At 73.5% G+C, this 22,349-nt stretch carries 22 protein-coding genes; 12 read left to right on the top strand and 10 right to left on the bottom strand.

The window, feature by feature from the left end; translation table 11 throughout:
- Positions 1-66: 66 nt before the first annotated feature.
- Positions 67-2,166, top strand: a complete 2,100-nt coding sequence (locus ACH4ZX_RS20225) for a protein kinase (protein ID WP_398274222.1) — start codon at positions 67-69, stop codon at positions 2,164-2,166.
- 122 nt (positions 2,167-2,288) lie between these two features.
- On the opposite strand, the gene ACH4ZX_RS20220 is transcribed toward ACH4ZX_RS20225, so the two are convergent.
- Positions 2,289-3,041 (bottom strand): SLATT domain-containing protein, encoded by a 753-nt coding sequence (locus ACH4ZX_RS20220; protein ID WP_398274219.1) that lies wholly within the window; start codon positions 3,039-3,041, stop codon positions 2,289-2,291.
- A 295-nt stretch (positions 3,042-3,336) separates the two neighbouring features.
- On the opposite strand from ACH4ZX_RS20220, the gene ACH4ZX_RS20215 reads away from it, so the two are divergent.
- From ACH4ZX_RS20215 to ACH4ZX_RS20185, 7 genes are all read left to right on the top strand, one after another.
- Positions 3,337-3,681, top strand: a complete 345-nt coding sequence (locus ACH4ZX_RS20215; RefSeq protein WP_398274216.1) for a YbaB/EbfC family nucleoid-associated protein — start codon at positions 3,337-3,339, stop codon at positions 3,679-3,681.
- A 60-nt stretch (positions 3,682-3,741) separates the two neighbouring features.
- Positions 3,742-4,341, top strand: coding sequence for a recombination mediator RecR (gene recR / locus ACH4ZX_RS20210; RefSeq protein ID WP_398274213.1), 600 nt, complete (start codon positions 3,742-3,744; stop codon positions 4,339-4,341).
- A 31-nt stretch (positions 4,342-4,372) separates the two neighbouring features.
- Positions 4,373-5,032 (top strand): DUF5063 domain-containing protein, encoded by a 660-nt coding sequence (locus tag ACH4ZX_RS20205; RefSeq protein ID WP_398274409.1) that lies wholly within the window; start codon positions 4,373-4,375, stop codon positions 5,030-5,032.
- Between the two features lie 289 nt (positions 5,033-5,321).
- A complete protein-coding gene (locus ACH4ZX_RS20200; RefSeq protein ID WP_351899594.1) occupies positions 5,322-6,599 on the top strand; it encodes an aspartate kinase in 1,278 nt (425 codons plus the stop codon).
- Entirely contained in the window at positions 6,599-7,657 is a 1,059-nt protein-coding gene (locus ACH4ZX_RS20195; RefSeq protein WP_351899597.1) for an aspartate-semialdehyde dehydrogenase, read from the top strand. The genes ACH4ZX_RS20200 and ACH4ZX_RS20195 overlap by 1 nt, the downstream gene beginning before the upstream one ends.
- Positions 7,658-8,160: 503 nt before the next feature.
- Positions 8,161-8,736: a SigE family RNA polymerase sigma factor gene (locus ACH4ZX_RS20190; protein ID WP_360745752.1), complete on the top strand. Its 576-nt coding sequence runs from the start codon at positions 8,161-8,163 to the stop codon at positions 8,734-8,736.
- Between the two features lie 113 nt (positions 8,737-8,849).
- Positions 8,850-9,890 carry a hypothetical protein gene (locus tag ACH4ZX_RS20185; protein WP_398274208.1) on the top strand — a complete coding sequence of 347 codons (1,041 nt, stop codon included), beginning with the start codon at positions 8,850-8,852 and terminating at the stop codon, positions 9,888-9,890.
- A 58-nt stretch (positions 9,891-9,948) separates the two neighbouring features.
- On the opposite strand, the gene ACH4ZX_RS20180 is transcribed toward ACH4ZX_RS20185, so the two are convergent.
- Entirely contained in the window at positions 9,949-10,734 is a 786-nt protein-coding gene (locus ACH4ZX_RS20180; protein WP_398274205.1) for an SURF1 family protein, read from the bottom strand.
- A 163-nt stretch (positions 10,735-10,897) separates the two neighbouring features.
- On the opposite strand from ACH4ZX_RS20180, the gene ACH4ZX_RS20175 reads away from it, so the two are divergent.
- Positions 10,898-12,739 (top strand): prolyl oligopeptidase family serine peptidase, encoded by a 1,842-nt coding sequence (locus ACH4ZX_RS20175; RefSeq protein ID WP_398274202.1) that lies wholly within the window; start codon positions 10,898-10,900, stop codon positions 12,737-12,739.
- Positions 12,740-13,290: 551 nt separating this feature from the next.
- On the opposite strand, the gene ACH4ZX_RS20170 is transcribed toward ACH4ZX_RS20175, so the two are convergent.
- A complete protein-coding gene (locus tag ACH4ZX_RS20170; RefSeq protein ID WP_398274406.1) occupies positions 13,291-15,183 on the bottom strand; it encodes an NAD-binding protein in 1,893 nt (630 codons plus the stop codon).
- Between the two features lie 185 nt (positions 15,184-15,368).
- Here ACH4ZX_RS20170 and ACH4ZX_RS20165 point away from each other — a divergent pair, with 185 nt between their 5' ends.
- Positions 15,369-16,394, top strand: a complete 1,026-nt coding sequence (locus ACH4ZX_RS20165) for a permease (RefSeq protein WP_398274199.1) — start codon at positions 15,369-15,371, stop codon at positions 16,392-16,394.
- Positions 16,391-17,140 carry a TIGR03943 family putative permease subunit gene (locus tag ACH4ZX_RS20160; protein WP_398274197.1) on the top strand — a complete coding sequence of 250 codons (750 nt, stop codon included), beginning with the start codon at positions 16,391-16,393 and terminating at the stop codon, positions 17,138-17,140. Before ACH4ZX_RS20165 ends, ACH4ZX_RS20160 begins: the two co-directional genes overlap by 4 nt.
- Positions 17,141-17,212: 72 nt before the next feature.
- Here ACH4ZX_RS20160 and ACH4ZX_RS20155 read toward each other — a convergent pair whose 3' ends face one another.
- The 7 genes from ACH4ZX_RS20155 to ACH4ZX_RS20125 all read right to left on the bottom strand — a co-directional run bounded on the left by ACH4ZX_RS20155 (position 17,213) and on the right by ACH4ZX_RS20125 (position 21,456).
- Entirely contained in the window at positions 17,213-17,884 is a 672-nt protein-coding gene (locus tag ACH4ZX_RS20155; RefSeq protein WP_398274195.1) for a DUF305 domain-containing protein, read from the bottom strand.
- Positions 17,885-17,980: 96 nt separating this feature from the next.
- Positions 17,981-18,442: a DUF6153 family protein gene (locus ACH4ZX_RS20150; protein WP_398274193.1), complete on the bottom strand. Its 462-nt coding sequence runs from the start codon at positions 18,440-18,442 to the stop codon at positions 17,981-17,983.
- A 101-nt stretch (positions 18,443-18,543) separates the two neighbouring features.
- Entirely contained in the window at positions 18,544-18,945 is a 402-nt protein-coding gene (locus ACH4ZX_RS20145; protein ID WP_398274191.1) for a toxin-antitoxin system, toxin component, PIN family protein, read from the bottom strand.
- Complete coding sequence (locus ACH4ZX_RS20140; protein ID WP_398274403.1) at positions 18,920-19,576, bottom strand: DUF433 domain-containing protein; 657 nt, start codon at positions 19,574-19,576, stop codon at positions 18,920-18,922. The genes ACH4ZX_RS20145 and ACH4ZX_RS20140 overlap by 26 nt, the downstream gene beginning before the upstream one ends.
- Positions 19,577-19,661: 85 nt before the next feature.
- Entirely contained in the window at positions 19,662-20,552 is an 891-nt protein-coding gene (locus ACH4ZX_RS20135; protein ID WP_398274188.1) for a hypothetical protein, read from the bottom strand.
- 283 nt (positions 20,553-20,835) lie between these two features.
- Positions 20,836-21,003: a DUF397 domain-containing protein gene (locus tag ACH4ZX_RS20130; protein WP_398274400.1), complete on the bottom strand. Its 168-nt coding sequence runs from the start codon at positions 21,001-21,003 to the stop codon at positions 20,836-20,838.
- 72 nt (positions 21,004-21,075) lie between these two features.
- Positions 21,076-21,456, bottom strand: coding sequence for a helix-turn-helix transcriptional regulator (locus ACH4ZX_RS20125; protein ID WP_398274185.1), 381 nt, complete (start codon positions 21,454-21,456; stop codon positions 21,076-21,078).
- A 157-nt stretch (positions 21,457-21,613) separates the two neighbouring features.
- Here ACH4ZX_RS20125 and ACH4ZX_RS20120 point away from each other — a divergent pair, with 157 nt between their 5' ends.
- Positions 21,614-22,249 carry a universal stress protein gene (locus ACH4ZX_RS20120; protein WP_398274182.1) on the top strand — a complete coding sequence of 212 codons (636 nt, stop codon included), beginning with the start codon at positions 21,614-21,616 and terminating at the stop codon, positions 22,247-22,249.
- Positions 22,250-22,349: the final 100 nt, after the last annotated feature.

Raw genomic sequence — 22,349 nt, 5'->3', positions numbered from 1 at the left:
GCCGCCCGGGACGGCCGCACTATCGTGGGGGCCGTTGCACAGGGGCGGCACGGGGGAGGGCCTGCGATGGAGAAGCTGCAGGCGGGGGATCCGCAGCGGATAGGCGCGTACCGGCTGCTGGCGCGGCTCGGCGCCGGCGGCATGGGGTACGTGTATCTGGCGCGGTCGGACCGCGGGCGTACCGTCGCCGTGAAGCTGGTGCGCGAGGAACTGGCCGCGCAGGAGGAGTTCCGGGCCCGGTTCCGGCAGGAGGTGCAGGCCGCGCGGCAGGTCGGCGGCCACTGGACGGCGCCGGTGCTGGACGCCGACACCGAGGCGCCCGTGCCGTGGGTCGCCACCGGGTACGTCGCCGGGCCGAGCCTCCAGCAGGTCGTCGGGCACGACCACGGGGCGCTGCCCGAGCGGTCGGTGCGCATCCTCGCCGCCGGGCTCGCGCACGCGCTGCGGGACATCCACGCCGCCGGGATCGTGCACCGCGACCTGAAGCCGTCCAACGTGCTGGTGACCATCGACGGGCCCCGGGTCATCGACTTCGGCATCGCGCGGGCCATGGAGACCGTGACCGACGGCGGGCTCACCCGCACCGGCGCGCTCGTCGGCTCGCCCGGCTTCATGGCGCCCGAGCAGGTGCGCGGCGACCGGATCACCCCGGCCTGCGACGTCTTCTGCCTCGGGTCCGTGCTGGCCTACGCCGCCACCGGCCGCCTCCCCTTCGGCGCCGCCAACAGCGGGGTGCACGCCCTGATGTTCCGCATCGCCGAGGAGGAGCCGGACCTTGAGGGCGTGCCCGAGGGGATCGCCGACCTGGTGCGGGACTGCCTGAAGAAGGACCCCGCGGCCCGTCCGACGCTGGACCGGATCCTCAGCCGCACCGGGGCCGACGACACCGTCTCGGACGGGCGGTCGCGGGACCCGTGGCTGCCGGGCGCGCTGGTCGCCCAACTCGGACGGCACGCGGTGCAGTTGCTGGACTCGGAGGACCCGCAGCGGACGGCGGAGATCTCGCTCCGCAAGCCCGGGACCACCGACCCGGACCCCGGGCCCGGGCCCGCTCCCCTCACCGCCGCCGGCGAAGACGCCGCAGCCGCCGCCGCAGCCGCCGCTGCCGCCTCCGTCGGCGCCGACGGCGCCCACGGCGGCCCGGCGCCGGTGCCGCAGCCACAGTCGACGTCGCAGCCACAGTCGACGTCGCAGCCGGGGCCGTTCGCGGTCCCGCCCCCGCCGGGACGGCCGGGCGACGGGGCGCCGCTGAACCACCTCCCGACGATGGCCGCCGGCCGGACGACCCCGTCCGCGCCCGCGCACCCCGCCTACGGCGCTCCCCAGCAGCACCCCCAGTCCCAGGGCTACGGCTACCCCCAGCAGCCCGGCGCCTACGGCCATCCCCAGCAGCAGCCCGGCGCCTACGGCTACCCGCAGCAGTCCCCGGCCGCCTACGGCGCGCTCGGCTCCACCCCGCCGAACGGGCCCACCCCGCCGTACGGGCCCACCCCGCCGTACGGGCCCACCCCGCCGTACGGGCCCACCCCGCCGTACGGCCCGTCGTCGGGCTCCGGCGCGGGCGCCCCGCCGGAGCCCCCGCGCCGGAACGGCCGCTCCACCGCGGCCCTGGTCGCGATCGCCCTGGTGGTCGCGCTCGGCGCCGGCGGCACGGTCTACGCCCTCCTGAACGGCGGCGACGACCAGGCCGACGACAAGCCTTCACCGCCGCCCACCAGCAGCGCGTCCCCCACGCCCGGTCCGACCACGCCCACGCCGACGCCGACGACCGCGTCGCCGTCCCCCTCCGCATCCGACTCCGTCTCGCCGGACGGCACGATCCCGGCCGGCTACCTGGGCACCTGGACCGCCACGATCACCAACGCCGACGGCGAGCACACCCGGCGCCTGACCATCCAGCAGGGCGAGGTGGGCGACACGGTGCTGTCCCTGACCGCCGACGGGCCCACCAGCAGCGGCGACTACCACTGCGTGTTCCAGGCCGCGCTCAGCGAGCAGCCGGCCGACGGCGGACCGCTGGAGATCGGCCCGTCCACCGTGACCTCCGGCGGCGACTCCGGCTCCTGCTCACCCGGCGGCGCCACCGAGATCACGCTGCGGCCGGACGGCACGCTGGACCGCGTGAACACGAGCAACGGCGAGTCGCTGACGTACACCAAGCAGTGACCGGCTCCCCCTGACCGGCTCGCCCTGACTGGCTCCCCCTCGACCAGCCCACCGGCGGCCGGCCCGTCCAGAGCCGGCTCATCCAGAGCCGGCCCACCCGCGGCCGGCCTGCCAGCCCCGTGTCAGCGGGGCTCGGGCGGGCGCTGGCGGGGCATGTTGGGGCGGGCGCTCGCCGCTCCGGGCGGCAGCGGGAAACGCGCCTGGCCGTTCACCGGCTCCGGCCGCCCGCCGGGCGTGGCCGCCGACTGGATGCTCATGGGCGCCGGGCCGGTGCGGAACTCCACCATCCAGCCCGCTGTCTCAATGCGCACCAGCTCCGCCACGTCCTCCGAGAACCGGCGCAGCACCCCCAGGCACCGCTCGGCGGCCTCGCTCGCCGTGCCCTCCGCCGGACCGAGCACCTCCCGCACGTTCTCCGACGCCCAGTCGAACTGGAGCACCTGCAGCCGCCGCTGCACGGCCTGCGCGGTCGCCACGTCCCGCATCCAGCCCGAGGTGAACCCGAAGACCCGGTCCAGGGCCACGCACGCCACCGCCAGCAGCAACGCCGGATACCCCCACACGGCCGCCCCGTCGGCCCACCCGGTCAGGTCCAGCAGCGGCAGCGCGGCCCCGGTGACCGCGCCCGCCGCGGCGCCCGCCCGCAGCGCCCGCGCCGCCCGCCGCTTGCCGACCCGGTCGGCGAGGTACCAGGCCGCCGTCTCCAGCGCGCCGCGCTCCGCCCAGCGGTACAGCTCGTGCAGCCGCTCCGCGGGCTCCCCCCAGTCCCCGACGGGAAAGGGCCGCCCGGTCTGGTCGCCCGGCCGCAGCCCGGCGGGCCCTTCGCCCCGCTCGTCCTGAGACGGACCCTCGGGCTGCATCTCCGGCTGACCCACCCGGCACTCCCTACTGATCCGAACCCGCCGGTCCCGGACCCTGCCGGTCCCGGACCCGCCGGTCCCGAGCGAACGTCGCCTGACACCGTGACGCGTGTTGCTGACGCGCCGGACCCTTCCTACCGCCCAATGGGTGGCGAAGAGGCGTCTTTCTCCTCCTTTCCGCCCGTAAGAGGGTCTTGATCAGGTATAGGACTCGGAATCCACTCACCCGAAAGAGTGCCGGGGCGGTGCGTGCGCGGACCGCGTAGGCTCGGGGCGGACGGCAAGACCCTGTGCGGACAAGGAGCTGATCGTGATCCCCGGTGGTGGCCAGCCGAACATGCAGCAACTGCTGCAGCAGGCCCAGAAGATGCAGCAGGACCTGCAGAGCGCGCAGGAGGAACTGGCGCGGACCGAGGTCGACGGCCAGGCCGGCGGCGGTCTGGTGAAGGCCACGGTCACCGGCGCCGGAGAACTCCGCGCCCTGAAGATCGACCCGAAGGCGGTGGACCCGGAGGACACCGAGACCCTCGCCGACCTGATCGTCGCGGCGGTCCACGCGGCCAACGAGAACGCGCAGACGCTGCAGCAGCAGAAGCTCGGCCCGCTCGCCCAGGGCCTGGGCGGCGGCAGCGGTATCCCCGGGCTGCCCTTCTAACCGGGGCCGCGGCCAACTACCGTACGTACCGTAAGGCACCCCAGGAAGGACGGCAGTCCGTTGTACGAAGGCGTGGTCCAGGACCTCATCGACGAGCTGGGGCGGCTGCCCGGCGTGGGTCCCAAGAGCGCCCAGCGGATCGCCTTCCACATCCTGCAGGCGGAACCGACGGACGTACGGCGGCTGGCGCAGGCCCTCCTGGAGGTCAAGGCGAAGGTCCGCTTCTGCGCGGCCTGCGGCAACGTGGCGCAGGAGGAGCTGTGCAACATCTGCCGTGACGCCCGCCGCGACCCGTCGGTGATCTGCGTGGTCGAGGAGCCCAAGGACGTCGTGGCGATCGAGCGCACCCGCGAGTTCCGCGGCCGGTACCACGTCCTCGGCGGGGCGATCAGCCCCATCGAAGGTGTGGGCCCGGACGACCTGCGGATCCGGGAACTCCTCGCGCGGCTGGCCGACGGGACGGTCACGGAGCTGATCCTGGCCACGGACCCGAACCTGGAGGGCGAGGCGACCGCCACCTACCTCGCCCGCATGATCAAGCCCATGGGCCTGAAGGTCACCCGCCTGGCCAGCGGCCTCCCGGTGGGTGGCGACCTGGAATACGCGGACGAGGTGACCCTCGGACGCGCCTTCGAGGGGAGACGACTCCTAGATGTCTGAGATGACTGACGCCACGCTGTCCGGAGCCACGCTGTCCGAGGCCACGCTGCACTCCACGGCGCACGAACCGGACGACTTCGCGGTCCAGATCGCCGACCAGGTCGAGAGCTTCCTGGTGGCCGTCACCGAGGTGGCGAAGGGCGACGAGCCGGGCTCGGCGGTCCCCTTCCTCCTGCTGGAGGTCTCCCAGCTGCTGCTGGCCGGCGGCCGGCTCGGCGCGCACGAGGACATCGTGCCGGAGGAGCGCTACGAGCCCGACCTCGGCCCGGAACCGGACGTGGACGAGCTCCGCGAGAACCTCGCCCGGCTGCTGGACCCGGTCGACGTCTACTCGGAGGTCTTCGACCCCTACGAGCCCCGCAAGGCCCCGGTGCCGGCCCGCATCTCCGACGACCTGGCCGACGTCATCACCGACCTGCGCCACGGCATGGCCCACTACCGCGCGGGCCGCGTCACCGAGGCGCTGTGGTGGTGGCAGTTCTCCTACTTCTCCAACTGGGGCGCCACGGCCTCCGGGACCCTGCGTGCCCTGCACTCCGTCCTCGCCCACGTCCGCCTGGACCAGCCCCTGGCGGAGCTGGACGGCCTGGACACCGACCAGGGCGTGGGCGACGAGACCCTGGAGTTCGAGGCCGGCCGGGTGATGGCGGAGGAGATCGGCGGTCCCCTGGGCGTGCGCCCGCTGAAGTAGCCCTCCGCGCCCGGCACCGCCTGCGACACGCCTGCCACCGCCCGCGACACGCCTGCCACCGCGCGCGACACGCCCGGCACCACCCGCGACACGCCTGGCGACACGCCCCGGGACGCGTCCTGCGACACCTCTTGTGACGCGTCCCACTTCTCCGCGTGGCTCCCCTCCCTCCTGGGCATGTGCCCGTCCGGGACGGGCGGCCCGATGTCTCACGATGCGATATCGCGGCAGGGAATTTCGGACGCTCGTTAGACTGAGCCGACAGAGGAAGACCTAGCGAGGAGCGCACGTGGGCCTTGTCGTGCAGAAGTACGGAGGCTCCTCCGTAGCCGATGCCGAGGGCATCAAGCGCGTCGCCAAGCGGATCGTGGAAGCGAAGAAGAACGGCCACCAGGTGGTCGTGGTCGTTTCCGCGATGGGCGACACGACGGACGAGCTGATCGATCTCGCGGAGCAGGTGTCGCCGATGCCTGCCGGGCGCGAGTTCGACATGCTGCTGACCGCGGGAGAGCGCATCTCCATGGCACTGCTGGCCATGGCGATCAAAAACCTGGGGCACGAGGCCCAGTCGTTCACCGGCAGCCAGGCGGGCGTCATCACCGACTCGGTCCACAACAAAGCCCGGATCATCGACGTCACGCCCGGCCGCATCCGCACGGCCCTCGACGAGGGCAACATCGCCATCGTCGCCGGCTTCCAGGGCGTGAGCGCGGACAAGAAGGACATCACCACGCTCGGCCGTGGCGGTTCCGACACCACCGCCGTCGCGCTCGCGGCCGCCCTCGACGCCGAGGTGTGCGAGATCTACACCGACGTCGACGGCGTGTTCACCGCCGACCCGCGCGTGGTGAAGAAGGCGAAGAAGATCGACTGGATCTCCTTCGAGGACATGCTGGAGCTCGCCAGCTCCGGGTCCAAGGTGCTGCTCCACCGCTGTGTGGAGTACGCCCGCCGCTACAACATCCCGATCCACGTCCGCTCCTCCTTCAGCGGGCTCCAGGGCACGTGGGTCAGCAGCGAGCCGATCGAGCAAGGGGACAAGAAGGTGGAGCAGGCCATCATCTCCGGTGTCGCGCACGACACCTCCGAGGCCAAGATCACGGTCGTCGGTGTGCCGGACAAGCCGGGCGAGGCCGCCTCGATCTTCCGCGCGATCGCCGACGCCGAGATCAACATCGACATGGTCGTGCAGAACGTGTCCGCCGCCTCCACCGGCCTGACGGACATCTCCTTCACGCTGCCCAAGACCGAGGGCCGCAAGGCCATCGACGCGCTGAAGAAGGCGAAGACCGCGATCGGCTTCGACTCGCTGCGCTACGACGACCAGATCGGCAAGATCTCCCTGGTCGGCGCGGGAATGAAGACCAACCCGGGCGTCACCGCCTCCTTCTTCGAGGCGCTGTCCGACGCGGGCGTGAACATCGAGCTGATCTCGACATCCGAGATCCGTATCTCGGTGGTGACCCGCAAGGACGACGTGCCCGACGCCGTCCGCGCCGTGCACACCGCCTTCGGGCTCGACTCCGACACCGACGAGGCCGTCGTCTACGGAGGCACGGGCCGCTGATGGCGCCGACCGGCAAGCCGACGCTCGCGGTCGTGGGGGCGACCGGGGCCGTCGGCACGGTCATGCTCGAGATCTTGTCCCAGCATGCGGACATCTGGGGCGAGATCCGTCTGATCGCCTCGCCCCGCTCGGCCGGCCGCAAGCTGGCCGTGCGCGGCGAGCAGGTCGAGGTGACCGCGCTCACCGAGGAGGTCTTCGACGGCGTCGACGTCGCCATGTTCGACGTGCCGGACGAGGTCGCCGCGCGGTGGGCGCCGCTCGCCGCCGCCCGGGGCGCGGTGGTGGTCGACAACTCCGGCGCCTTCCGGATGGACGCCGACGTGCCGCTGGTCGTGCCCGAGGTCAATCCGCACGCGGTGCGCAGGCGCCCGCGCGGGATCATCGCCAACCCCAACTGCACGACCCTGTCGATGATCGTCGCCCTGGGGGCGCTGCATGCCGAGTTCGGGCTGCGCGAGCTGGTCGTCTCCTCGTACCAGGCGGTCAGCGGGGCCGGGCGGGCCGGGGTGGAGACGCTGCGCCGGCAGCTCGCGCTGGTCGCCGGCACGGAGCTGGGCACCAGCCCCGGGGACGTGCGGCGGGCCGTCGGCGACGACACCGGGCCCTTCCCGGAGCCGGTCGCGCTGAACGTCGTGCCGTGGGCCGGTTCGGTGCGCGCGGACGGCTGGTCGTCGGAGGAGATGAAGGTGCGGGACGAGACCCGCAAGATCCTCGGCCTGCCCGCCCTGCCGGTGGCGGTGACCTGTGTGCGGGTGCCGGTGATCACCACGCACTCGCTGACGGTGCACGCCCGTTTCGAGGTCGAGGTCACCGTCGACAAGGCGCGGGAGATCCTCGCCACCGCCCCCGGGGTCGTCCTCTGCGACGATCCGGCCGCCGGGGAGTTCCCCACGCCGGCCGACGTCGTGGGCACCGACCCGACCTGGGTGGGCCGGGTCCGCCGGGCCCTCGACGACCCCACCGCGCTCGAACTCTTCGTTTGCGGCGACAATCTCCGCAAGGGGTCGGCGCTCAACACCGCGCAGATCGCGGAACTGGTGGCGGCCGAGCTGACGTGACGTCCGCCGGGCGGCACAACCGCGGTCCGCGCGGGTGCGGACGGGAAAAGTCCTGGCCATTCCGGAATCGGTTTGTAGGATCTGTGAGTTCGATGTGAGCCGGGCAGTGGTCCGGACCACTTGAAGTGGGAGCTCCCGGCGTCCGAAGATTTCCCTCCCCGCCCTTCGCAACCGCGCGAAGGGCGGGGAGCGTCTTTGCGAACGCCCTTCGGGGGTGCGGGATGCGTGGCCGGGCGTGGGGACGCCCGGGCCATTCAGGCTATAGGGGAAGAGCGGGTAGGCATGAGGGCGTTTGACGCACGGTCAGCCGTGCTGCCTGAAAACGGGCGGCCGATGGAGCCGCCCGAAGCGAAAGTGACGCTCGGCACGTACAACCCTCACGGGGGTGAACGTGTCCAACAGGCGTGGCAGAGGTACTCGACATCCCCGCGGCGACGCACACCGCGGCCCTACGGCCGCCGCGGCGCCCCCTGCGGCCCCGGCCGGCCGGTGCGCCCGGCGGCATGCCGGTGATCGCCCGCATGCCCGCAGCGCGGCCCGCCCGCATCCCGAGTCAGCGTGACGGCGCCGACGACACCGTGGCGGCAGGTACCACCGTCGACCACCTCACCGAGACCTACCGGGCGCACTACCGCTCGCTGCTCGGTCTCGCGGCGCTCCTGCTCGACGACACCGCCTCCTGCGAGGACGTCGTGCAGGAGGCCTTCATCCGGGTGCACTCGGCGCGCAAGCGCGTCCGCGACCCGGAGAAGACGCTCGCCTACCTGCGGCAGACGGTCGTCAACCTGTCCCGCTCGGCCCTGCGCCGCCGCATCCTCGGCCTCAAGCTGCTGTCGAAGCCGATGCCGGACATGGCGAGCGCCGAGGAGGGCGCGTACGACCAGCTGGAGCGCGACTCCCTGATCAAGGCGATGAAGGGCCTGCAGCGCCGCCAGCGCGAGGTCCTGGTGCTGCGCTACTTCGCGGACATGACCGAGGCCCAGGTCGCCGAGACGCTCGGGATATCGCTCGGCTCGGTCAAGGCGTACGGCTCCCGTGGCATCGCCGCCCTCCGCATCGCGATGGAGGCGCCGGCATGAACCGCGCAGGCCGGGGAGGCGGCTCCCACGAGCGCCACGAGCCCTACGCATGGCACGAGCCCACGGGGAAGCACCCGCACAACGACACGCAATCGCACGCTGGGAACGGAACTGTGAACGACGGCCCCGACGAACAGAGCCTGGACGGGCTCGACTCGGACGAGCTGGATCTGCGCAGCATGCTGCACCAGGCTGTGCAGTCGGTGGAGCCCCGCGACGGCACACTGGAGCACCTGCGGCGGGCGGTGCCCGCACGCCGGGCACGCAAGCGGCAGGCCGCCGTCGGCATGGCCGCCGCGGCCCTGTTCATCGGCACGGCCGTCCCGGCCCTGGTGCACGTCTCCAACTCCACCGGGTCCGACGTCAACCCGTCCGTCGCCGGCCAGGCCTCGCAGGCACAGGGCGGCGCCGGACAGGGCAAGAACACCGACGACGGACACAGCTCGGCCGGCGACGACTCCGGCAAGACCCCGGACAAGGACAAGAACGGCGACGCGGGCGACGGCAAGACCAAGGGCACCGGCCCCGGCAGCGGCAGCAGCGCCGGCGCCGACCCGGCGGCCACCGGCCTCGCGGACGCCCCGGTGTGCACGTCCGACCAGCTCGGCACCACCACCGACGCGGCCACCGCCCCCGACTCCACGGGCACGGTCTACGGCGGCTTCCGTGTGGCCAACGTCTCCGCCACCGCCTGCACCGTCGACGGCCCCGGCTCGGTGGGCGCGAGCGCGCTGGGCGCCGCCGACCCCGCCCGGATCGGCACCGCCCGGCACGCGGCCGGGGACGCGGCGACGGGCCTGCCCGACCCGTCCACCGAGACCGCCACGCTGGTGCTCCAGCCCGGCGCCGCCTACGCGGTGAAGTTCGCCTGGGTGCCCTCGGAGACCTGCCCCTCCAACGGCTCCACCGACGGCGGCACCGGCGCCCCCTCGCCCGACCCGAGCCCCAGCCAGGACGTCGGCACCACCTCCGGCGCCACGACCACCGGCACGGACAGCGGCGTGACGACCCAGCTGCTCACGGAGGACGGCACGGCGGACGGCAGCGTCGTGGTGACCCACACGGCGCAGGCCGGAGCGCCCTCGGTCTCGGAGACGGTGTCCGGCGCCTGCGCGGGGACGGTGTACTACACGGGGCTGCTGGCAGGCTCGTGACGCGGGACCCCGCGGCGCGGGGATTGGTCTTGATGCCGGTGAGGGAAGCGGGCGTGGGTCACACCGTCACGCCCGCTTCCTCGTCCTCCGGGGCCAGCCCCATCGCCGCGTCCCGCGCGAACTCCAGCTCGCGCCGCAGCAGCCGGAACCACATGAACACCACGAACCCGGCGAAGACGAACCACTCGCCGGTGTAACCGAGGTTCTGGAACGCCTTCAGGTCCAGCCCCGTGCCGGACGGCGCCGTCGCCGGCACGGCCTTCATCCCGGAGTCCGCGGTGCGCAGGGTGACCCAGGCGTCGTACACGCCGTACGGCACCAGGTTCACCAGCGAGGCCGAGCTGATCGCCGCGGTCTGCCCGGCCGGCAGGCCGCCCTGCGCGCTGACCCCGTTGTCGCCGGGCGTCTCGGACGCCTGCAGCGCGCCGGTGACGGTGACCTGGCCCTTCGGCGGGCGGGGCGCCTTGGCGGCGTCCGCGGTGCCGGGCAGCCAGCCCCGCACCACGGGCAGCGCCTTGCCGCCGTCGGTGCGCAGCATGGTCAGTACGTAGAAGCCCTGCCTGCCGTCCAGCTCGCGGCCCGGCACGAGCAGCTGCTCGTCGTACCGCCCGGTCGCGGTGGCCTGCTTGCCGGAGGTCGCCTTGGTCACCGGCAGCAGCTCGGCCAGCGGGCGGGGCGCCTCCCGCTCGGCCCGGGCGGCCTGCGTGGTCGCGTCCCGGTGGTCCTGGACCCGGTCCTCGAACCGGCTCAGCTGCCACGACCCCATGAAGACGCAGAAGGGGATGGCGAGCAGCACGAAGACGTTGATCCCCCACCAGCGGGGCGTCAGCAGAAACCGGTACACGCCTCCAACGGTACGGCTCCGCCGCGCGCGGCCGGACCGCGGGGGTTCGCTGCCGGCCGGTCCGGGTCGGCCGGGACCGGTTCGGGTAAGCGATCGGTGCAAGTTGTCCACAGGCTGAGGATCGGGCCAGCGGATTTCCGGGCCGGGCGGGCAGTATGGGGCCATGACTGAGAGCAACGGGTCGGCCGCGCCGGATCAGCGGGACCAGCAGGACCAGCAGGAACCGATCGAGCAGATGCCGGACTGGGAGAGGCGCTTCCGCGCGCCGCGGGTGTCGCTCCCGCACTGGGCGGAGGACGCGCCCGACCGGTCCCTGTTCGTGTCGAACGCGACGGGGACGTACGAGCTGTACGCCTGGGACCGCTCCACGGGCGAGCAGCGCCAGGTCACCGACCGGCCGAACGGCACGACGGACGGCGTGCTCTCCCCGGACGGCGCCTGGATCTGGTGGTTCGACGACAAGGACGGCGACGAGTTCGGCGTCTGGCGCAGGCAGCCGTTCACCGGCGGCGCCGACGAGCCCGCGACACCGGGCCTGGACGCCTCCTATCCCGCGGGCCTGGCCCTGGGCAGGGACGGCCGCACCGCGGTGGTCGGCCGCTCCACCGACGAGGACGGCACCACGATCCACCTGGCGCGCACGGGCGAGCCGCCGGTGCAGATCTACCGGCACCGCGAGTCGGCGGGCGTCGGCGACCTCTCCCACGACGGCACCCTGATCGCCGTCGAGCACACCGAGCACGGCGACGCGATGCACTCCGCGCTGCGCGTCCTGCGCCCCGACGGCACGCCGGTCGCCGAGCTCGACGACACCAAGGGCGGCACCGAGGAGCTGGGCCTGGAGGTCCTGGGCTTCGCGCCGGTCGCGGGCGACACCCGCCTGCTCGTCGGCCACCAGCGCCGGGGCCGCTGGGAGCCCCTGGTGTGGGACGTGGCCACCGGCGAGGAGACCGACCTGGTCCTGGAGCTGCCCGGTGACGTGAGCGCCGAGTGGTACCCGGACGGCACCGGGCTGCTCGTCGTCCACAGCTTCGAGGCCCGCAGCGAGCTGTTCCGCTACGACCTGGCGAGCCGCGTGCTGGAGAAGGTCCCGACCCCGCCCGGTTCGGTGTCCGGGGCGACGGCCCGCCCCGACGGCAGCGTGGAGTACCTGTGGTCGTCGGCCGCCGAGCCGCCGGCGGTCCGCTCGACGACGGGCCGGGTCGTCCTCGACCCGCCCGGCATGAAGTCGCCGGGCTCGGTGCCGGTGGAGGACGTGTGGGTGGAGGGCCCCGGCGGCCGCATCCACGCCCTGGTGCAGAAGCCGGCCGGCGCGACGGGCCCGCTGCCCACGGTCTTCGACATCCACGGCGGGCCGACCTGGCACGACAGCGACGCCTTCGCGGCCGCCCCGGCGGCCTGGGTCGACCACGGCTACGCGGTGGTCCGCGTCAACTACCGCGGTTCCACGGGCTACGGCCGCGCCTGGACCGACGCCCTGAAGCACCGCGTCGGCCTGATCGAGCTGGAGGACATCGCGGCGGTGCGGGAGTGGGCGGTGGACTCCGGCCTCGCCGACCCCTCCCGGCTGATCCTCACCGGCGGTTCCTGGGGCGGCTACCTCACCCTCCTCGGCCTCGGCGTCCAGCCCGACGCCTGGGCGCTGGGCATCGCGGCGGTGCCGGTCGCCGACTACGTCACGGCGTACCACGACGAGATGGAAGCGCTGAAGGCGATGGACCGCACCCTGCTGGGCGGCACCCCGGAAGAGGTGCCCGAGCGCTTCGAGGCGTCCTCCCCGCTCACCTACGTCGACCGGGTCGAGGCCCCGGTCTACATCTCGGCCGGCGTCAACGACCCGCGCTGCCCGATCCGCCAGATCGAGAACTACGTCAAGCGCCTGGAGGCCCGCGGCGCGGTCCACGAGGTGTACCGCTACGACGCCGGTCACGGCTCACTGGTGGTGGACGAACGCATCAAGCAGGTACGCCTGGAACTGGAGTTTGCGGAACGCCACCTGAAGTGACCCGACCCCGGGGACGCGGGCCGGCACGCCGGCCGGCGCCGACGACCCGCGGTCCGGCAGCCGCCACCCGCCGACAGCGGCGACTGCCGGCCCCCCGGCCGGGGTGAGGCCACGCGTTCGGGCGCTTCGAGGAGCGCCCGAACGCTGTGTTGCCCACGGCCGCACAGGGCGGCCATGGGTGAGATGCGGGCGGGCCGGCCGTCGCCACCCGCCTCCGACGGCCTGCCTCTCGGGCGGGCGAAGCCACGCGTTCGGGTGCTCAGGGGCGGCCCGGAGCGGCGCGGGGCGCCAGGGGAGCGCGGCCGAGTGAGCGACCGGGGGCGCCGGTCCGCGCGCGGCGTCCGTTCGAGGCCGGGGGCGGCGGTGCGTCGGCCGGGGGCGTGACCCGCGCGGGTCGGCCCGTCGCCGGGCGGTGGCGACTGCCGGACCTGCGGGCGGGTGAGGCTGCGTGTGTTCGGGGGCGCGGGCGGGGCCCGGCCGTCGGGCCGCGCAGGGCGGCCGGGGTGCGCAGGGCGGCCGGGGCGCGGGCCGGGGCCGGTGCGGGGGTCCGGTTACGGGCGGGGCCGGGGTGTGGTGGTTGCCGGGGGTGTGCGGTCCGGTGGGCGGCGGCCCAGTAGTTCCGCCAGTCCGCGGCGGGTGGCGGCCAGGACCACCCGGTCCGTGCCGTGCAGGACGTAGGTGTCGGGCAGGTCCCACACCAGCCCCGACACCCCCGGCCCGCGCACGTCCTCGTACGCCTCCTCGGCCGCGGGCTCCTCCCGGCGGCCGCCGGAGACGGCCGTGTCCAGCGCCAGCACCCGCCAGGCCCCGGCCCGGAACGCCTGCGCGACCGTCTTCCCCTCCAACTGCGGGTGCCCGGCCACGTCCACGGCCGCGAACAGCAGCACCCGCCGTTCGACCGGGATGGCCCCGAGGATCTGCCGTCCCATCATCGCGGCGGCGAAAGCGGGCGCCGCCAGGTGGGACACGCTGCGGCTGCGGGTGGACGCCCGCGGATGGGCGGCCCGCAGGGTGCGGTACACGGCGGTCGCGAAGTCGTCGTCGTACAGCCGGAGCACGACGCGCAGGTCGGGCCGCACGGACCGCGCGTACAGCGCGGCCTCCAGGTTCGTCGTGTCGGAACTGGTCACCGAGAGCAGCGCGTGCGCCCGGTGGATCTTGGCGGCCTCCAGGACGCCCTCCTGCGTGACGTCCCCCAGCACCACCGGCACCCGCAGCCGCCGCGCCGTCGCCAGGCCCCGCGCCTCCGGGTCGGCCTCGACGCACACCACCGGGATCTGCAGCTCCCGCAGCCGGGTCAGCACCCGCGTGCCGATCTTCCCCAGCCCGAGCAGCACCACGTGCCCGCTCAGCCCGCGCGGCGGCCTGCGCAGCGCGGACGCGGTCCGGAAGGTGCCCAGCGCCTCGAGCACCGCGGCCAGCAGCACCGGCAGCAGCAGCAACCCGACCAGCCCGGACAGCAGTTGCAGGATCTTCCGCCCGACGGACTGCCCGATCGCCGGGTCGTCGATGGCGAACAGGTCGAGCAGCGTCAGGTAGCCCGCGGTCAGCGGATGCATCCCGGTCACCACCGACAGCGCCACCGCGAGCGCGACCACGCACCCCACGAGTCCCGCCAGCGACCACCGCAGCCGCCGTGAGAACAGCGACGCGAACGGCACCGCGCCGCGCGCGGGCGGCAGCGACGGCCCGGCGTACGCCACCTGTTGCAGCACGACGGTCCCGCGTCCGGTCGCGTTCCGCACCTCCGCCGCGTCGGGCAGCAGCCGCGGCCCCTGCTCCTCCCCGCTCTCGCCGCCTTCCGCGGACAGCAGCGCCAGCGTGGCCAGCCCCGGATCGGCCACCTGCCCGGGCCCCGGCGGCTGCCGTTCCACGGCCCGCAGCAGCAGCCCGTCGGTCTGTACGACCTTGCTGGTGCCGGCGACGGCGGTGGCGACCAGCGCGGGCGCCGCCGTGTCGGCGTCGGACAGCACGGTGGTCGACGCGTCGCCGTGCGCGTCACGGGTGGCCAACGCGGCCGCCTGGTCGAGGAGTTCCTCGATGTGCTGCCCCAACCGCCGGTTGTAGAGCCGCAGTACGAGCCGCAGCCTGGGGTTGAGGCGCCGGGCGGTGAGGGCGGCACGGATGTTGGTCTCGTCGTCGTCGTACACCAGCGCCAGCGCGGCGGCCCGTGCCACGCCCGCCTCGCCCAGCGCGGCCTCGGTCGGCTCGGCGGCCTCCACGACGCGCTCGCCGTCGGCGGGTTCGCCGTTGCCGCCGGCCCGGTTCACGGCCGCGCTCACCCGGTCCAGCAGCGCGGCCGTCGTCGCCCGCGCCCGCCCGACCGCCCGCTGCCGCGCACCGCGTTCGGAGGGCGGCACGACCAGCGTCACCTGCTCGCCGTAGACACCTCTGAGTTCGGCGGCCAGCCGGTGCGCCAGCCCGTCGTCCCCGCACACCACCATGTGCGCGCCGGCGTCCGCGCTCGGTCCACCCTGATTCGGAACGCTCCCCACGAACAGACAGACTGCCTTACCGGCAGGGCAGGTTCCACCGGCGCCGGTCCGGTCCGCTGAACGGCCGCCACCGCCCGGCCGTAAGCGAGGAGAGGGAAACCGCGCCCTTCCGCAGCACCGGAGGTACCCCGCCCATGGCCATCACCAAAGCAGCACCGCCGGACACGGACGCGGACGCGGAGGCGGACGCCGGACGCCCGGAGGGGCGGCGGTCCGAATCGCGGTCGCCGCTGCTGCTGACCATGGTTCTGCTCCTGCTGGTGCTGGGGCAGGGACCCGTCCGCGGGGCGCTGTCGGCGCCGGTGATGCAGAGCTGGATGACGGTGTTCGTCGCCGTGCTGGTGCAGGCGCTGCCCTTCCTGGTGCTCGGCGTGCTGCTGTCGGCGGCGATCGCCGTGTTCGTGCCGCCGTCGTTCTTCGCCCGCGCGCTGCCCGCCCGCCCCGCGCTCGCGGTCCCGGTGGCCGGGCTGGCGGGCGCGGTGCTGCCCGGCTGCGAGTGCGCGTCCGTGCCGGTCGCCGGCGCGCTGGTCCGACGGGGCGTCACCCCGGCCGCCGCGCTGGCCTTCCTGCTGTCCGCCCCGGCGATCAACCCGATCGTGCTGACGGCGACGGCGGTCGCCTTCCCGCGCAACCCCGAAATGGTCCTGGCCCGTTTCGCCGCCGGCCTGCTCGTGGCCTGCGTGATGGGCTGGCTGTGGCAGCGCCTGGGCCGCACGGACTGGCTGCGCCCGCCGGGGCGACCGCACCACGACGGCCAGAGCAGGGGCGAGGCGTTCTGGGGCTCGGTCCGGCACGACGTGATGCACGCGGGCGGCTTCCTGGTCGTCGGCGCGATGGCCGCGGCGACGCTGAAGGCGGTGACCCCGGCGAGCCGGCTGCGCTCGGCGGCGGACAACCCGCTGGTCGCGGTCCTGGCGCTGGCGGTGCTGGCCGTGCTGCTGTCGATCTGCTCGGAGGCGGACGCGTTCGTGGCGGCGTCGCTGACCCAGTTCTCGCTCACCGCCAAACTGGCGTTCCTCGTGGTCGGACCGATGATCGACCTGAAGCTGTTCGCGATGCAGGCGGGCACGTTCGGCCGCGGCTTCGCCCTGCGCTTCGCCCCCGCCACCTTCGCCCTCGCGATCGCCGGAGCGGTCCTGACCGGGGCGGTGCTGCTGTGAACCGGCAGGCGCAGGCGGCGGTCCTGTTCCTCACCGGCGCGGCCCTGCTGCACGCCGGCCTCACCGACCTGTACCTGCGCTACGTCAAGGCGGGCCTGCAACCGCTGCTGCTGCTGTCGGGCGGGGTGCTGATCGCGGCGGCGACGGCGACGGCGTGGTACGAGTGGCGGCGGGGGAGAGGGAACGCGCCCGCGGACGGAGACGGAGACGGAGAGGTCCCCGGCGAGGGCCACGCCCACCGCGAACCCCGGATCTCCTGGCTGCTGGTCCTGCCCCTCTTCGCCCTGATCCTGGTCGCACCCCCGGCCCTGGGCTCGTACAGCGCCATGCGCACCGGCACGGCGCTGCAACAGCCGTACGGCTACGACTCCCTGCCGGCCACCGGCCCCCTCCGCCTCAGCGTCGTCGACTACGCGAGCCGCGCGGTCTACGACCACGGCCGCCTGCTCGACGGCCGCGAGATCAAGGTGACCGGCTTCGTCGCCCTGGACCAGGCCGGCCGCCCCTACCTGGTCCGCATGGCCCTCAACTGCTGCGCAGCCGACGCCCAGCCGGTCAAGATCGGCCTGACCGGCCGCATCCCGCCGGTCCTGCAACCCGACAGGTGGCTGGAGGTCACGGGCACGTACACCGCGGAACGCACCCGCGACCCCGTCAACGGCGGTCCCGTCCCGTTCTTCCGGGTCACCTCGGCCCGGCCGGTGCCGACGCCCGCGGACCCGTACGACGAGACGTGGAACAACTGACGCCGACGCCAGCGCTGACACCTGCGCCGACGCCGACGCTGACACCTGCGCCGACGCCTGCGCCGGCCGCCGTCAGCTCTTGCCGAGCATCTTGTTCATCTCGGCGATCTCGGCCTTCTGGGTGGTGATGATGTCGTCGGCCATGGCGGTGGCGGCGCCGTACCGGCCCTTGTCCTTCTCGGTGGTCGCCATCGTGACCGCGCCTTCGTGGTGCTCGACCATCATGGTCAGGAACATGGTGTCGAAGGACTTGCCGGACATGCCGCGCAGCTTGTCCATGTCGTCGGTGTTCATCATGCCGGGCATGGAACCGTGCGTCATGCCGGGCATCGCGGACATGGAGTGGCCGGAGGCGGGCACCTCCTCGCCCCAGGAATTCAGCCATCCGGTCATGGTGGTGATCTCCGGCCCCTGCGCCTTCTCGATGCGTGCGGCGAGGTCCTTGACCTGGGCGGAGGAGGCCCGGTCGGCGGCGAGTTGCGCCATCTCGATGGCCTGCTGGTGGTGCGGGACCATGCCCTGCGCGAAGGTGACGTCCTGGGCGTTGTGCGCCCCGGCGGTGGCCTGACCGCTGCTCGCGGTGGCGGAGTGCCCGGCGGAGTGACTGGCGGAGTGCCCGGCGGACTGGTCGGAGGCGTTGCTGCTGCCGCATCCGGAGAGGGCGAGCGCGGCGGTGGCGCCGGCCGCGATCAGCGCGATGCGGCGGGCGCGCGTGCGGACGGAGCCGCGGGGGGTTTTGGACATGGGTGAACTCCTGCGGAAGTGGAAGCGGTTGAAGTCGGTTGAGCCGTGCCGGAGCGCCGGGCCGCCGCATGGTGGCGGGGCGGCGCGGGGCGCGCTCTATATCCGCAGGACTTGGAGTTCGGCGTGGGACGGCGGGGCGCGCCCGCCGTCCGGGCCCGTCGCCGCGCGGGGGCGCGGGACGTCGGCGTGCGCGGCGGCCGCGGTGCGGTCGGGCGCGAGCGAGGGCGCCCCCGGCCCCGTACTCACGGCCCCCGACGCGCAGGTCGGGTCCGCGTGCTGCACGTGGCATCCGCCGCACGAGCCGTCCTGGGCGTGCTCGCCGGACATGAGGACGGCGTCCGCCATGCCCATGCCTGCGCCCATGCCCATGCCCATGCCCATGCCTGCGCCCATGCCGCGAGCGTGCGTCTCCACCGCGTGAGCCTGCCGCGGTGTGAGACCGCCGGGCGCCAGGGCGTGCATGCCGAGCAGCCCCGCCAGCACCCCGAGCACGAGCAGCCCCCGCCACCGCCGCGAGGGCGGGCACGTGGACTGCCGAGCGGCACGGGGACTGGTCATCGGCCTCATCGTAGGAGGGAGGTCACGAGCGGCGCGCGTCTCCCTGACCCGTATGGGCGGCACCGGCCCGGAGGAGGCACGCGTCGAAGCCTCTGGTCCGGTCAGGGCCAGGTGCGTTCGATACGGTCATGTCGTACGGCGTAAGCCGCCGGGCCGCCCTTCTCGAGCGCGAGATGGATCGCGTCACGGCGTGCGACGAGCCGTTCGACCATCTCCACACTGCGCAACTGTTGGTTGTCGAGGTAGAACAGCACCGCCTCGCGCTCCAGGACAGGGCGGATCTCCAGGTCCCGCGTCTTGATCCGTCCGTCCTTCGAGAGCGGAACCCATGACCGGTCGAGACCATGAGTGATCCATTCCTCGTCGGGGATGTCCTGTCCGTCGTCCGGGAAGACGTCCCCGATGCGGTGAACGGTCCATCCGCAGGCCCTCAGTCCCTCGGCGACGCGACGACCCAGATTCCGGTCGAGGAAGAATTCAGGCGACAAGGCGTACCACTGCACGGCATAGGGCGTCGACTTGCGCAGGGGTCATGTCGAAGTCGTACGCGATGTCCTCGACGCTTTCCCCGGCCTCCCACAGATCGGTGATCGCATCGACCGGGACGCGATTGGCCGCCACGACGGGTCGACCGTGCCCGAACCTCGGATCGATCACGACGGGGACGGATTCCGGGTACTGCCGCAGCCGCAGGCAGGAAGGGAAGTCGTCGTCGGGTGCCCACGTCAGGTAGCGAAGGTAGTCGGAGACGACTTCCTGGATGGGCGCCTGGCCGTCTCGGGCCCTGCGCAGATCCCCGAGGCCGTGTTCGACGAAGATGTCCACGCCGTCCGTCGCAATCCGTTTGGACACGAGGCCGTATGGGGTGTCGAAGGCGTCCCGTACGGCGGCAGCGGCCTCCCTGATCTCGCTCATGCGGAGCCCAAGGGACCGCAAGGAGCGGAGGACGTGCGCCTCGGCGACCGCGATGAAGGGTACCGAGGGCTGGCCTTTGCGCGTGGGCTCCACTTGATGGACCAGCGGCGCTCCGGCGGCCTTGCCTCTGAGCCACGACGCGAGGGTCGACTGGGGAATCTCAAGGTAGGAGGCCGTCTCCGTGGGGGTCAGGAGTCCGTCCGTGAATCTGTCCACCATGCCCCACCGCCTACTGATATCGGGGTTCGCATCGTCGCACATCTAGCGTTCCATTCGAGTTCCCGTCACACACCCGCCCACCGGCTCAGCCGGCCGCACGGAGCCGGTTCTTGCGTCGGCATTCACGGCACTGTCCCGCTTCCGGGGCGCGGAAGGCCCGTTCACAGCCGTCGCAGGTCTGGAAGGGCAGGACGGCCGGGCGCGGCGCGTGCTCGTCGAGCGGACGAGGAGGGGGCGCGGGCAGCGGCGTCTCACGGAGGCGGAAGGCGAGGATGCGCGCCGGGCGGGTCAGGAAGTGGTCAGGGAGCCGTGCGGTCAGCAGTGCGGTGATCTGGGAGGGGGCGACCCCGGCCGCGAGCCACTCGGCGACGGCCGGCGCGAGCAGCACGGCTTCCCGCTCGGACAGGACCAGACGGGGATCGACGCGGCGGAGGGAGGTCAGAACGGCGACGGCTTTGGGGTCCGCCTCCGACAGGGACGGCATGGTCTCCGCGAGAGGAGGAGCGGCCACAGCTTCGGTGACGGGGCTCGACGGCGGCGCTGCCTTCTCCACTGCCTCCACTGCGCGCGGCTTGCGGGGCCGGGGCGGCTTCGGCGGCTCGGGCGGGCCGTCGGGGTCCGGGTGACCGCCGGGGACGTCGTAGAAGTACGTACGTGTGCGGATCTGCCCGGAGGGTGTCCGTTCGCGGCGGCGTTCGAGGTATCCGGCCGTTTCGAGTTCTTTGAGCGCGCGGGAGATGAGGATCTCGCCCTCGCTGAAGTGCTCGCAGAGGGCGCTGATGGTCACGGAGGAGCCGTCGGGGAGGGAGGAGATGTATGCCGCGACGCCGACGGTGACCGCGCTGCCGCGTCGCTGGGCGAGCGCGTTGGAGATCACCGTGAAGTCGGCGGTGAGGCGGGTGCGGACGTGGATCACGCCGGAGGCCGGAGTTCCGGCGTCGGCGCACGAGGGCGCGTTAGACTGCGGGTCAGCCATCGGGAAGGTGCTTCTTCCTGATCGGTCAGGCCCTCGTTCGGGATGCCACTCCCGGCCGGGGGCCGTCGTCTGTCTGGGGTTGTCGCGGCGAACGTAACCGCCCGCGTCCCGCGCCTGCAAGCCGGTCACCCGGACGGGTGACGTGGGCTTCGCGGCCGGGGAGGGTGGGTGGGCGGGTAGTTCTTTCCCCCGGTTCTTTCAGGAGGTCAGTGACCTGCCGGGCCCTCGTGGACAAGGGCCCGGCGGGCGCGGAATGCGGTCGGTGGCCGGGGCCCGGCTCGCTTCAGGGGCGGTGGCGTCCGGTCTTCAACTCGCTTGTGAACGCGGCCCAGGAGGCGGTGTCGAAGCACAGTGCCGGGCCGTGCGGGACCTTGCTGTCACGGACGGGGCCGACGGCCCCCGGGAGCCCGTCGGCCCCGCCAGCACCCCGAGCACGAGCAGCCCCCGCCACCGCCGCGAGGGCGGGCACGCGGACTGCCGAGCGGCACGGGGACTGGTCATCGGCCTCATCGTAGGAGGGAGGTCACGAGCGGCGCGCGTCTCCCTGACCCGTATGGGCGGCGGCACCGGCCTCGGAGAGGCTCACCGGTGTCGCCGGGGCGTCCTCGCGGTGCAGGAAGGTGGCCAGGAGTTCGCCGACGGGGCGGTCCGCTTCAGTGGGGTGGCGCAGGCCGACGGTGGGGTCGATGGTGTAGCGGTTGCGGCGGCCGACGCGGGTGCGGGTGAGGTATCCGGCCGCTTCGAGGTCGGCGACGATCAGCTGCACGGCGCGTTCGGTGATGCCGATCAGGCCGGCGACGTCCCGCAGGCGGGATTCGGGGTCGCGGGCGAGCGTGATCAGGACGCGGGCGTGGTTGGTCAGGAACGTCCACTGGTCGCCGCGCGGGCTGGAGGGCTGGCTCATGGCTTTCATCATACGAAGCCGACTTCGCATGTCCAACATCATTTCACGAAAAGTAATTGCCGAAAAAAATTTCATGTAAAACCTTGACGCCAATCGGTCGAACGGGTGACGCTGAAAGCACCCCACCCCCCTCCGACCCCGCTGAAAGGGGGTCCCGATGTCCCCCCACATCCACACCCGCACCCGGACCCTGGCCCGCCCCGCGGCCACCGGCGCCCCGGCACTGCCCCTCTCCCTGCCGCACCCGGTGACCGCTGTGATCACCGACCGTCCCGACGATGCCGCCGTGGTGGATGCGGCCGTCCGCCTGGCCGCCGCCCGCAAGGCGCCGGTGCTGCTGGTCGCGGTCCTGCCCGCCCCGCCGGAGATCCCCGCCCGGACCCGTGTGGACGCGCGGACGGACCGGGGAGTCCTGGACCGGGTGCTGCCCCGGCTGCGCCGCGCGGGCATCGGCTACATCCCCGTCGCCCACCGCGTCCCGGCCGACGGCGACGGGCGGATCGGACCGGGGGCCGCGGGCGAGGTGCTGGCCCTTGCGGCGCGGCATCACTCGCCGCTGGTGGTGGCCTCCAGCCGGGGCCCGGCGGGGCTGGACGCGCACAGCCTGATCGAAGCCGCACGCCCGCGCGGCGGCCCGTTCGTCTACGCCGTCGCCCCCGCCCGCTGGACGGCTCCCGTCGCCGGTGCCGGCCTGGGACCGGCCGAGTTGTCACCCGCCGGGGTGCGCACCGTGTGGACGCTCGTCCGGCGCAGCCCGGCCGCCACCCCGGCAGCCCGCATGACCGAGAGGTGAGCGCCCATGTGAATCGAACCGGCGGCCCGGGCCCGGCACGCCCTCCGTGACCCGAACCCGCCAGGGCCCGGCACCCGCCCCCTTTCTTGCCCCTCCCTTT

The organism is Streptomyces sp. NPDC020490, from assembly GCF_044335305.1.
In the GTDB taxonomy this organism is placed as follows: Bacteria; Actinomycetota; Actinomycetes; order Streptomycetales; family Streptomycetaceae; genus Streptomyces.
This window is presented reverse-complemented; position numbering and strand designations above follow the sequence as displayed.